We start from the raw sequence: 12,402 nt of genomic DNA, 5'->3' as shown, positions 1-12,402 counted from the left end.
GGTAAATCCGATGGCTGAGCGGAATAAGAAAAAGATCTATGGCCGTATTATTAATAAAGTTTTTCTTTATATCCTTTTGATTATTGTCACGCTTTTTATGATAGGCCCTTTTTTGTGGCTTTTATCGACATCCTTAAAGTCCGGCGGTGAAAATATATTTCAATATCCGCCTAACTTGTTGCCGGAACACTTTACTTTAACTAACTTTGTCAAAGTAATGGATACTTTTCCCTTTTGGAGATACTTGTTTAATAGCATAGTTGTTGCAGTGTTAACGGTGTTCCTGAATGTCTTGTTTTGTTCGCTGGCAGCCTATCCGCTGGCTAGAATGAATTTTAAAGGGAAAAATGTCATCTTTATTTTAATTCTTACAACTATGATGATTCCATTTCAATTATTGATGATACCGGTTTACATTATTTCGCTGAATCTGGGGCTGCAAAATACATATTTGGGCATGGTGTTACCACATGTTACTACCGCTTTTGGAGTGTTTCTGATGCGTCAGGCATTTTTAACCGTCCCCAATGAATTGGATGAGTCGGCAAGAATGGATGGGGCCAACCGTTTCCAAATCTGGTTAAGAATTTTGATGCCATTGGTGAGACCCTCGATGGTTACATTAATGATTTTTACATTTGTATCTGCCTGGGGTGATTTTCTTTGGCCATTAATCATTGTCAATGATCAGAGCATGTATACTCTTCCACTGGGTCTTAATATGTTATCAGGAACATTCACATCTGATTGGCGGCTGATTGCTGCTGGAGCAATTATTTCCATGCTTCCTATTATCATATTCTTTTTATTCTTACAACGATTTTTTATAAGCGGGGCAATGAAAGGTTCCATCAAGGGATAGAGGAGGCGTAATGTGTGAAATTGGGTTCAGAAGTGTTCCTGCAGACATATACACAAAAATATCAAGAAGCAAGAATTGGTTTAATGTCCAATTTAACAGGAGTTAATCATAATCTGGAGTCTACGATTGACCTGTTTGCACATCATGATGATATACAGTTAACTGCATTGTATGGGCCAGAACATGGCATTCGGGGTGATGCAAAGGAAGGCGAACTAATTGATTCCTCAATTGATGCATATACTGGATTACCAGTTTTCAGTTTATACAATAAGAATAAAAAACCGGATAAAGAAATGCTTGCCAGTATTGATTTAATATTTTGTGATCTGCAGGATGTAGGAGTACGATATTATACATTTATTTATACACTTGCCAATATGATGAAACTATGTGGGGAACAAGGAATACCGATTGTCGTTCTAGATCGCCCGAACCCGATAAATGGGGTTGGAATTGAGGGCAATATAGTGGAAGATGGGTTTGAATCGTTTGTCGGGCAATTTCCAATACCTGTAAGACACGGGTTAACAATCGGTGAACTGGCACTGCTTTTTAAGCATGAATTCCAAATCCCCTGTAATCTGGACGTTATCCCAATGAGTGGGTGGTCGAGGAAGGATTATTTTGATGACACTGATCTTTATTGGGTATCGCCAACACCAAATGCTACAAATTTGAATATGTGTTTATTATATTCCGGGACATGTTTGCTGGAAGGTACAAATATATCTGAAGGAAGAGGCACAACAAAGCCATTTGAAATGTTGGGTGCTCCGTTCGTGAATGGGCGTGAATTAGCGGAAGAATTGGCAGAATACAATATAGAAGGTGTACTGTTTAGACCAACCTTTTTCAAACCCCAGTATCAGAAGTACGCTGGTAAAGTTTGTGAAGGGGTTCAAATCCACATAACTGACCGTACTAAAATAAATGCGTTTTACTTGGGAATCACTGTGATTAAAACCATGCATAATCTTTATCCGAACGAATTTCAATTTACAAAAAGTGCAGACTTTAATAATCGCTTTTTTCTGGATTTGCTTGCTGGTACCGACAATCTTCGTAAACAGGTCTTGAAAGGGGATACCAGTGAGTTCTTCAATCGAATGTCATATGAAACTGAAGCATTTCGTCTTTCCAGAGAAAAATATTTATTGTATTAAACTGAAGATAAGGGGGAGAGTTTCTTTGTCATATAATTTAGATGAATTATCTGTAAATGAAATTTTAACAAAAATAAATAATGAAGACAAAATTGTTGCATCCGTTGTGAAAAATGCAATCCCACAAATAGGACCGGTTATTGAACACGCCCTCCTGACCATCAAACATGGCGGTAAAATTGTATATATGGGTTCTGGCACCAGCGGAAGGCTTGGGATTTTAGATGCATCCGAGTGTCCTCCTACTTTTGGAGTGAGTTCTGATTTATTTAAAGGATTAATTGCTGGCGGAGACAAGGCTATTAAATTTGCGGTTGAAGACGCTGAAGATGACATTGAATCAGGAGGTGAGGACGTAGAAAGAAATTTAACTAAGAATGACTTTTTAATTACGATTGCTGCAAGTGGGAGAACCCCCTACGTCATTGGGGGAATTATTAAAGCGAAGGAATTGGGTATCCAAACTGCTGGAATCGTGTGTAATGCTGATTCAAAAATCAGTTCCATAGTGGATTTTCCAATAGAATTGCTTGTTGGTGAGGAGATAATCAATGGTTCAACTAGAATGAAGGCAGGTACCGCCCAAAAATTGGTTTTAAATATGATTTCAACAACATCTATGATTAAATTGGGTAAGGTATATAGGAATTATATGGTTGATGTTCAGGCTTCGAATCAAAAATTACGAGACCGTACTGTTGATATTATCCAGGAGTTAGCTGGAACAGATGAGCGTACTGCTAAACAAGCACTTGAACTTTGCGATGGCTATTTGAAAGCAGCGGTTTTGGTTAGTAAATATAATATGAACAAGACAGATGTCATTCACATACTTAATAAGTTTCAGGACAATCTGGGTAAGGCAATTAAATACATTGATTCGAAAAATGCTGTCAATTAGGGTGTAGTGCTATGAATTCATATGTTATTGGTATAGATGGAGGAGGTACAAAAACAGAGGCCGTGTTAGCAGATGATTGCGGGAACATTATTACTACTGTAAAAGTTGGTCCCACAAATCCAAATGCCATTTCCGAAATAAAATTGCTGCAGACTTTCGAGGAGTTATTTAACCAGTTGAAAGATCGTACTTCTGTATGTTTCAAGAAGGTAACCACTATTTTTGCGGGTATTTCTGGTGCAGCCAGTAAAGAATCCAGTCAGCAAATATATCAGATTATTTCCAGGTGTGTACCTTCTTGGATATCAATCCATATTGAACCGGATTCTATAAATGCACTTTATTCCGGTACATATGGAAAACCTGGGATTGTTCAAATTTGCGGAACCGGTTCGATAACATATGGAATGAATGATAATATGGTCCATGGCAGGGTCGGCGGTTGGGGGCATTTGTTTGGAGATGAAGGAAGCGGGTATGATATTGGAAAACAAGGGATTAGCGCAGCGCTAGAGTATTTTGATGGCCGAGGATTAGAGACTGTGCTTTTACATAAATTTTATAATGAATATCAGGCTGAAAATGGACGAGAAATAATTGAAAGAATATATAAATCATCTAACTCCAAACAAATAATTTCAGCTGCATCAAAAATTGTCTTCAATGCTTTTAAAGAAGACGATATTGTTTCCAAACAAATAATACTAGGTGTATCCAACCAGATTGTAAACAACATTCAAACACTTCGGAAACAACTTTTCGATGGATGTTATGGGAATATTGAAGTTATTCTTTGTGGAGGAGTTTTTAATGACCAAACGGTACTCTTGCCAATCGTCAGGCGAAAGCTGTTTGCATCGGATATAAATCTATCTGTGATTGCACCGAAATTACCGCCAGTGGGTGGTGCGGTTGCAGGTGCTTTTATGAAAAGCGGAAAAGAACTTAATTCGAAAGTAATTGAACGTTTTATAAATGGAATGAAGTAATGAATATACAAGAAAAGGTGATTGGCTGTGTCGCATACCAGAGGTGGATTAGTTATATTGAATGAAATGGTTGATAGTTTACCGCCATCAGAAAGGAGAATTGCAGAATATATTCTTCAAAATCCTGACGAAGCAATCTTATTAACTGCAATTGCATTGGGAGAAAAAAGTAATACAAGCAGTGCAGCGGTAATACGATTATGTAAATCCATAGGTTTTAGCGGCTTTCAGGAATTAAAACTCCGGGTTACTGGTGACTTGCAGGAGAAGGCAGCAGTTGATTACCGTGATATCAAGCCTAAGGAACCTCATAAGGATATCAGTGAAAAAATAACAGCGCATACAATCCAAACAATTAAGGAAACAATGAACATCATGGATACCAGCCAGTTAAATTCGGCCGTCAATATGCTAATAAATGCAGATTCTATATTATTCGTGGGATTTGGTGCTTCCAATATTGCTGCTATGGATGCGGAACAAAAGTTTATCAGGATTGACAAAAAAGTACAATCATTTTCCGATGTACATATGGCAGCTACCGCAATTGCCAATAAAGGGCCAAACGATGTAATTGTGGGCATATCTTTCTCCGGGAATACACAGGAAGTTGCCAAATTGATGGAATTAGCAAAGCAAAACAACTCAAAAACAATAAGCATAACGAAGTATGGAAAATCGTTAGTAACAAGTCATGCCGATACGATGTTGTATACATCATCTGCAAATGAAGCAACAATACGAAGTGGTGCAACATCATCACGAATTGCACAACTGCACATTATTGATATTTTATTTATGTGTGTAGCATCGGAGGAATATGATGACACTATAAAACGTTTGGATGCTACAAGAGAAGCTATAACATTTATCCGCGATGATAAATACCAAACGAAAAAGGGAAGGTGAAGCAGTATCGAATAGTGTTTAAAATAGTACAGGAACAAAGTGTCATTCGAAACCAAAATTACGGGATAATCCGTGGATTTTGGTTTTTTTGATTAACATGCTCTCTTTAGATGGTAGGAAGGAAGCATATATTTTTTATCAGACAATATACATATAAAATAAAAAGTTATTTAATTGATGGAGAAATGAAATTTTTAAACAGTGAATGGATTGAAAAATAAATTTAAAGGGGGAAAAACGTATTGAGAAAAGTCTTCAGAGGTCCGCTGTTATTAGCATGTTTGACCGGTATTATACTTGTGGCAATGGTTGGCTGTTCGTCGGAAAATGACTCTTCTGATGATTCGGCAAGTGAAACCAAGAATGATGGAAAGGTAAATGGAACGCTGGAAATTCAATACTTTGTAGGCGGGTATGGGGACGAATGGTGGAAGGAGGTAATTAGTACATTTAAAGAAAAGTACCCAGAGGTAAAAGTGGTCGAACATGCGGGGCCAAATGTTAATGATGAAATGAAAACACGTTGGATAGCCAATAATCCACCAGATGTAATTTATATTGACGGTGATGGTGCAAATGAAACTCAAATGATTAAGGATAATCAACTTATGGATATCAGTGATTGGGTAAATGAATTGAAATTAGAAGATGGAACACCCTTGATGGATAGTTTTATATCGCCGCCTGAGGTATTAGAAGGTGATAAAATTTATAGTCTCCCATTAGTATTTGATACTTGGGGTGTCTGGTATGATAGTGCATGGTTTGAAGAACAGGGATTTGACGTACCAGATGACTTTCCAAGCTGGTTATCATCAATGAAAGAAATTAAAGCCAAAACAGGAATACATCCATTTATTACTACCGGCAAGTACCCGCAATATTTTCTAAGAGGTATTTTATATCCCGCATTTTCTGCTGCAGGTGGTGAAAAATTGTTAAATAATTTAATGGATGGAAAACTTAAAGCCTGGGAAAGTGAAAAGACCCTTGAAGTCTTCAAAAAGGTCGAAAAAGTACAAGAAGCGGGTTTGATAGATCCGGGTTTTGCAGCTCGAAGTCATACACAAACTCAAATGAATTTTCTGATGCATGATAATGCATATATTCCAGTTGGTTTTTGGCTGCCAAAGGAAATGGAAAAAGATATTCCCGAGGGATTTGAATATGGTTTTATTCCCACACCAATGAATAGTGAAGGTGATTCCATGGCACTTGTTCCAGACCTTAGACCGGTTGCTATTGCCAAAAAAGCAGATAATCCCGAAGCTGCCAAGGCGTTTGTCAAATTTATATTTACGAAAGAAAATGCACAAAAATTTGCTGAGTCAACAGGAGCAATTATGAATTTAAGAGGGGTGAATCTATCCAAAAATGAAAAAGTGCCTCAATTTTTAAAGGATATTAATGAGATAATAAACAATCCTGGGAAGGTTGAAATGTACGACAGAAAAACACCTGAAGAAGAGGAACTTGAGATTGCAATAGAAGTTTCAGATAAAGTGAAAAGCATGGTTGTGCCTCTTTTGCTTGGAAAAATAAATGCTGAAGAGTTTGTAGAAGAAATGCAAGGCACGGTTAAACAATTACGTAATAAATAAGTGTTTGGTGAATATAAAGCCGAACTTTCTCGGCTTTATATTCCTAATACTGATTCTGCAAAGTTTTATTTCACGGAAAGAGTGATAGGATGGTACAGTCAAAAAGGCAAAAATATCTGTTTTTGGCATTTTGTTTACTTCCGACATTTTTGGTGTTTGTCATATTCACTGTATATCCCATGTTTAATGGACTATATTTATCTTTTTTTGATTGGTCAGGGACAAGTGCGGTGAAGGAATTTATAGGTCTTGAAAATTATAGACAATTATTTAGGGATCCGGTAATTCCAAATGCAATCTGGCATGATTATTTTCTGGTTTTAACTAAAGTTATCGGGATTATGATATTAGCTTTGTTTTTTGCGGTAGCACTTACGCAACTTCGTATTAAAGAAGCTCCATTTTACCGGATTGTATTCTTTTTTCCAAACATAATGTCTGTTGTAATTATAGGTATACTTTGGCAGTTTATTTATAACCCTGATATAGGGATTATTAACGCCGGATTAGAGATAATGGGCTTGGAGAATTGGACCAAACCATGGCTTGGCAGTTTAGAGTGGGCTTTGCCGAGTCTCGTGCTGCCATCTATTTGGGCTGGTATTGGGTTGTTCATGCTGCTCTTGATGGGAGGCATCATGAATGTACCTAAAAATCTGTATGAATCGGCAGAAATTGATGGTGCAAACGAATGGCAACAATTCTGGAAAGTGACGGTACCATTAATTTGGCCACAAATAAAAACATCCATTATCTATATTGTTATTACATCACTGAACGGATCTTTTGTACTAGTTCAGGTAATGACAAGGGGCGGTCCAAGTAACGTAACGGAAGTAATGGGTTCCTATTTGTATGAAAAAGCCTTTGCAGATTATCAGTTTGGCTATGGAGCAGCGATTGGTGTTCTAATATTAGTAGTTTCCTTGATCACTGTAATTTTATTGCAGTTCATTTTAAAACGAGAGAAAGTTGAATATTAAGGAGTGTTCATATTGAGGATTGGAAAGGTAATGTCACAAATAAGTGTGCGCATCCCATTGGTGCTGTGGGCAATTATTGTTATTTATCCACTAATATGGATGTTTTTGGGGTCATTTAAGTCAAACGCCGAAATCTTTGCCTCTCCCTGGACGCTTCCTGAAACATTTGAACTTGATAATTTTATTTCTGCCTGGTCAGATTATAATATTGGGTCCAGTTTTATGAATAGTATTTTTGTAACAACATTAGGGACGATTTTATGTCTCGTGTTTGGGATCCCTACATCCTATGCTATTGAAAGACTTAGGTTCAAAGGAAGTGAAGTGTTATTCAATACTTACCTGGCGGCAATGATGATCCCCTCTGTACTTGGATGGATACCGTTGTTTTTTTTACTAGCTCATTTCAATATGCTGGATAATTTATGGGCCTTATCTCTGGTGTATGCAGTTTCTCATATTCCATTTACTATATTTATCATTACCAGTTTTATGGAAAATGTCCCCAAGGAGTTGGAGGAAGCTGCCGCAATAGATGGGATGTCACCTTATGGTATTCTTTTTAAAATTGTCACGCCAATGGTTAAGTCTGGTATAATTACAGCATCAATCTTAAATGCGGTAGCTTTTTGGAATGAATATTTTATGGCATTGATATTATTACAAAGTGAATCAAAAAATACATTGGGAGTAGCAATGGATTTATTAAATCAAAATGCACAGTATAATAGCGCCTGGGGGGCCTTATTCGCTGGACTGTCCATTGCTGTAATACCAATAATCATAATTTTTGCTATCTTTCAGCGGTATATTGCTAAAGGAATGACGGAAGGAGCAGTAAAAGGTTAGTGCGTATATGTAAAAACAGTAAAGGTGGCGGAAATTTTGGAGAACAGATTTTTTGAGGTAATTAATTATATAAACGAGGCCACAGAAAAGCACCTTGTACCTGGTGTAGTATTGGGAATTGCAACACCAAGAGGTTTGGAATTCACTCATAGTTCAGGCTATGCCCATTTTCAAAAAAAGCTTCGGATGACCCAAGATACTATTTTTGATTTGGCATCGATCACCAAGGTAACATCAACGCTGCCTGCTATTTTACAGATAATGGAAAATGGGAAGTTGGATTTGGATGATCCTATCTATTATTATCTACCACCATTTAAACAAAATCATAAAGACATGACAATTAAGCATTTGTTGACGCACACAAGCGGTTTTCAGCCGGGAATAAAATTCTTTCTTGAAGGTTATTCATTGGAAGAATCAATCACCTTTATAAGTATGATAACTGAAAAAAAGCCGCCTGGGACCGAAGTGATTTATAGTGATTTAAATTTTATAATCCTTGGGCACATTGTTGAACAGATTACAGGTCAATCTCTGGCATTTTTTGCAAAACAAAATATATATCAGACTCTCGATATGACCGATACTGATTTCAATCCTTCGAAGAATAAGTTGGATCGAATTGCTGCCACTGAATATCGGAATTCATTAAGCGATTATCAGTGGGGCTGTGTACATGATGAAAATGCTCATCACTTTGGCGGGGTAAGTGGTCATGCAGGTCTTTTTTCAACAGTTAAAGATTTAGCAAGTTTTAGTGGAATGGTTCTTAATAAAGGAAAATGGAATCATAAAAAAATACTATCGCAAAGTTCCATTGACTTAAGCACTGATAACTGGACAAAAAGCTTAAAATTAAACAGGGGACTTGGATGGCAATTATATGATTCCCCCTCATTTTCCGGGCAGTTTCTTTGTGACGGGTTTGGACATACAGGATATACCGGGACGTCAATTTGGTTTTCGCCTGACAGGTTGTTTGCAGTTATTTTACTCACAAACAGAGTTCATTTTGGGCGTGATGTGGATATTTCCAAGTTCAGAAGGATCGTACATAATTTGGTTACCATATCGATGGAAGGTTATTAACTTACAATTTTGCCTTCACGGATAGTTAATGGCCTGAGTTGTAAGAAAAGTTTGATTTAAACAAAAAAATCGGGTGCCCCGTTTTGGCGGGCACCCTTTCAGTTTTGGGGGGTCAATAAACTTCCTAATATAGTAAATACCCTTATTGGATATTACTAAACGCGAATTAGTCATTTTGCATAAAATATTTTTCGTCTATCGAGTGACTTTTTGCAATCTGGAATTAATCGATAAATCAAGAATCAATATGACATAGTTTGTATATTTATACGATTAATCTTATTTTATGTTATATATCCAAAATAAGGCAATACACCAAAAACGTCCATGCTTCATTAGACGCAAAAATATTGGGAAAGTTTGTGAAAATATGCGGAATGGTCTGGGTAAAAAGATGTAGCAGCCTGTCGTATTTGCCAGTTTCATAGGAAATTATTATACTGGCATTATTATGTTGGTAAAAGAGGTTTGTCGAAATGAAGGATTTGGTTTTGAAACATAAATGGATGGTATGGGTCCTGATTTTGCTGATAACTTCCATCTGGGGATTTGCATGGGTTTATATGAAGGCATCCCTTCAATTTATGGGACCGTTCACGTTTTCCGCGTTTCGCTTTGGGACAGGGACTGTGACATTGCTGTTATTTGTTTGGCTTCTGAAAGTTGGTAAACCGCCAAGAGGAATGTGGAAGCATTTAATGATTCAAGGAATTTTGCAGACATCGATTGTGTTTTTGCTTGTGATGTATGGCATGCAGTTTGTCAACGCTGGGAAATCATCTGTTCTGCTGTATTCCATGCCGTTATGGAGCAGTATTTTTGCAGCGAAATTACTCGGTGAAAAAGTTACTCCTGGAAAGATGCTCGGGTTGGGTGCAGGAATGCTCGGTCTGGTTACAATATTAGGCTGGGATATTTTCTTCGTCCAGGATATGCAAATAATTTTTGGAGAACTATTGATTGTGTTTGCAGCTGTATCTTGGGCAGCATCCAATGTGTATTACCGGCTGAAATTGCAGGGAATGACGCAGCTGCAGGTTTCTGCGTATCAAATGCTGTTCGGTACGTTGGGCATTGTTATCGCCACATTGTTCGCTGAATGGGGCGAACCGGTTGCTTTGACAGGTGACAGTATTTTCTACATTTTGTTTACCGGTGTATTGGCTTCTGCGCTTTGCTTTACTGTCTGGTTTATTATATTAAGTGTTATCGATATGGTCAGTGCAACCTTGTCAACATTGCTTGTTCCGGTGTTCGGCCTTTTTCTTGGCTGGTGGCTGCTGGATGAAAAATTAACGGGCGGCGTGATTGCCGGGTCGCTGTTGATTATCCTGGGAATTGCAATAGCACAGCTGTCGAGAGGAAAAAAGGCTGATGATTATTCTGAGGCGAAGACCATTCAATCCGGGGAGAGCAGTTCCTGATTCGGATACTCAAAGGGAAAGAACCATATTAAAATGTGGACCGGGCTATCCGGATCAAAATAAAAGACACCTCAGATTGAGGTGTCTTTTCCATCAGAAAAACAACAGTCCAATTGCAATTGGAAAGAAGCTGTAGATCAAAATCATGACACAAAAGCCCATAATGTCCCGTACTTTCAGACCAGCGATGGCAAGGAGCGGTAATGCCCAGAATGGCTGAATCATATTTGTCCATGCATCTCCCCAAGCAACTGCCATCGCAGTCTTTGCTGTGTCAGCTCCAATCTCCAGGGCAGCGGGAATCATAATTGGCCCCTGCACCGCCCATTGGCCACCGCCGGATGGTACGAAGAAATTGACAATTCCGGCACTGATAAACGTCCATAATGGAAGCGTCACTTCATTTGAAATACTGACAAACCACATCGACATTTCCTGTGACAACCCGGAAGCAACCATCATACCCATAATACCGGCATAGAATGGAAACTGGATAATGATTCCACCAACATTTTTCACAGCATTCGTTACGCTGTTGAGAAAACGGCGGGGGGTCCGGTGAAAAATAATCCCGAGAAACAGGAAAATAAAGTTCACAATGTTGATGTTTAACTCAAAACCGTTCGTTGTAAAATGGTAAACAATAAACCCGAGGCCCATTATACCAATCAGAAGCGAAATAATTTGACTGTTTTCCAATCGCTCAGCCGGGGTCATGGAATGTTTATCAGGAACTTCCTTATCCACGTCTTCATCATCTGTTTTCCACGCTGAAGCATCTGTATTACTAATCGTATCACGGGATTTCATCAAAAATCGGTTAAGCAGCGGCAGTGTCACAAGCAAAACGATTACTATGAAAATATTAAAGCTGCTGAATAGTGTTTCTGTAACTGGAATAATTCCAATGGTATCTTCCAGAAAATGGTCGGGTGTGGCAATTAAAAGTGGAATTGATCCGGAAAGTCCACCATGCCATAAAAGGAACCCGCTGTATGCACTTGCCATCAGCAGACGATAGTCGACTGAGGGTACACGCTTTGCCACATGAATTGCCAGCAGCGCCCCTACGACAAGTCCGAATCCATAGTTGATCAGACAAGCAACCCCTGCAATGAATGTAACAAGAACAATCGCCTGTCCTGGTGTATTGGCCAGCGTGCTGATTTTAGTAAGTATTTTTCGTACAGCCGGTGTGCTTGCCAGAATGTAACCTGTTACGACGATGAGTGACATCTGCATCGCAAACGCAAGCAAGTCCCAGAACCCGTCGCCCCAGTATTGAACCATTTCAACCGGCGAACTGCCCATGATGGAAATACCCAATACGAAAACGACCAACGTTAGAATAATGGCAAACAGAAATGCATCAGGTAAATAACGCTGTACCATCCGGTCAAAAAATGTGGTTAATGTTTTCAATTTCATTCCCCCTTGTATTACTAGTGTATTACTCCTATTCTTTTAAAATATCGGAAAGTTTATCAAATAGCAATATGATAGTGAGTTGAGTGAGGAACCTAAAAAATTTGAAATCGCACATAAAGGGAGCAAAATCGCACATATTTCCGGGAAAATCGCACATATGCGTTCTGAAACCGCACATATACCGGGCAAAATCGCACA

General features: G+C 38.3%; 11 protein-coding genes. 10 read left to right on the top strand and 1 reads right to left on the bottom strand.

Annotated features, from left to right (window positions below; translation table 11 throughout):
* Positions 1 to 10 precede the first annotated feature (10 nt).
* The 10 genes from ABD010_RS01295 to ABD010_RS01250 all read left to right on the top strand — a co-directional run bounded on the left by ABD010_RS01295 (position 11) and on the right by ABD010_RS01250 (position 10,776).
* Entirely contained in the window at positions 11 to 862 is an 852-nt protein-coding gene (locus ABD010_RS01295) for a carbohydrate ABC transporter permease (protein ID WP_343809561.1), read from the top strand.
* Positions 863 to 876: 14 nt separating this feature from the next.
* Positions 877 to 2,028: an exo-beta-N-acetylmuramidase NamZ family protein gene (locus tag ABD010_RS01290; RefSeq protein WP_343809558.1), complete on the top strand. Its 1,152-nt coding sequence runs from the start codon at positions 877 to 879 to the stop codon at positions 2,026 to 2,028.
* Positions 1,979 to 2,929 (top strand): N-acetylmuramic acid 6-phosphate etherase, encoded by a 951-nt coding sequence (gene murQ / locus ABD010_RS01285; protein ID WP_343810155.1) that lies wholly within the window; start codon positions 1,979 to 1,981, stop codon positions 2,927 to 2,929. Before ABD010_RS01290 ends, murQ begins: the two co-directional genes overlap by 50 nt.
* Before the next feature lie 11 nt (positions 2,930 to 2,940).
* Positions 2,941 to 3,918, top strand: coding sequence for an N-acetylglucosamine kinase (locus ABD010_RS01280; protein ID WP_343809556.1), 978 nt, complete (start codon positions 2,941 to 2,943; stop codon positions 3,916 to 3,918).
* 57 nt (positions 3,919 to 3,975) lie between these two features.
* Positions 3,976 to 4,827 carry a MurR/RpiR family transcriptional regulator gene (locus ABD010_RS01275; protein ID WP_343809554.1) on the top strand — a complete coding sequence of 284 codons (852 nt, stop codon included), beginning with the start codon at positions 3,976 to 3,978 and terminating at the stop codon, positions 4,825 to 4,827.
* Positions 4,828 to 5,069: 242 nt separating this feature from the next.
* A complete protein-coding gene (locus tag ABD010_RS01270) occupies positions 5,070 to 6,428 on the top strand; it encodes an ABC transporter substrate-binding protein (RefSeq protein ID WP_343809552.1) in 1,359 nt (452 codons plus the stop codon).
* 89 nt (positions 6,429 to 6,517) lie between these two features.
* Complete coding sequence (locus tag ABD010_RS01265; protein WP_343809550.1) at positions 6,518 to 7,411, top strand: carbohydrate ABC transporter permease; 894 nt, start codon at positions 6,518 to 6,520, stop codon at positions 7,409 to 7,411.
* 30 nt (positions 7,412 to 7,441) lie between these two features.
* Positions 7,442 to 8,260, top strand: coding sequence for a carbohydrate ABC transporter permease (locus ABD010_RS01260; RefSeq protein WP_343810153.1), 819 nt, complete (start codon positions 7,442 to 7,444; stop codon positions 8,258 to 8,260).
* 36 nt (positions 8,261 to 8,296) lie between these two features.
* Entirely contained in the window at positions 8,297 to 9,352 is a 1,056-nt protein-coding gene (locus ABD010_RS01255) for a serine hydrolase domain-containing protein (RefSeq protein ID WP_343809548.1), read from the top strand.
* Between the two features lie 476 nt (positions 9,353 to 9,828).
* A complete protein-coding gene (locus ABD010_RS01250) occupies positions 9,829 to 10,776 on the top strand; it encodes a DMT family transporter (RefSeq protein ID WP_343809545.1) in 948 nt (315 codons plus the stop codon).
* Positions 10,777 to 10,869: 93 nt separating this feature from the next.
* On the opposite strand, the gene ABD010_RS01245 is transcribed toward ABD010_RS01250, so the two are convergent.
* The gene (locus ABD010_RS01245) at positions 10,870 to 12,198 is read right to left on the bottom strand and encodes a short-chain fatty acid transporter (protein WP_343809543.1); all 1,329 of its coding nucleotides are present in this window, start codon (positions 12,196 to 12,198) and stop codon (positions 10,870 to 10,872) included.
* Between the last annotated feature and the right edge of the window lie 204 nt (positions 12,199 to 12,402).

Origin of the sequence: Virgibacillus siamensis (assembly GCF_039522605.1) — a bacterium.
Classification (GTDB): domain Bacteria; phylum Bacillota; class Bacilli; order Bacillales; family Amphibacillaceae; genus Lentibacillus; species Lentibacillus siamensis.
This window is presented reverse-complemented; position numbering and strand designations above follow the sequence as displayed.

What these genes read in the sequence shown, in the direction of transcription:
- ABD010_RS01295 (WP_343809561.1), top strand. Translation starts at nt 11, where the DNA reads ATGGCTGAGCGGAATAAGAAAAAGATCTATGGCCGTATTATTAATAAA.
- murQ (WP_343810155.1), top strand. Translation starts at nt 1,979, where the DNA reads ATGAAACTGAAGCATTTCGTCTTTCCAGAGAAAAATATTTATTGTATT.
- ABD010_RS01280 (WP_343809556.1), top strand. Translation starts at nt 2,941, where the DNA reads ATGAATTCATATGTTATTGGTATAGATGGAGGAGGTACAAAAACAGAG.
- ABD010_RS01265 (WP_343809550.1), top strand. Translation starts at nt 6,518, where the DNA reads ATGGTACAGTCAAAAAGGCAAAAATATCTGTTTTTGGCATTTTGTTTA.
- ABD010_RS01260 (WP_343810153.1), top strand. Translation starts at nt 7,442, where the DNA reads ATGTCACAAATAAGTGTGCGCATCCCATTGGTGCTGTGGGCAATTATT.
- ABD010_RS01250 (WP_343809545.1), top strand. Translation starts at nt 9,829, where the DNA reads ATGAAGGATTTGGTTTTGAAACATAAATGGATGGTATGGGTCCTGATT.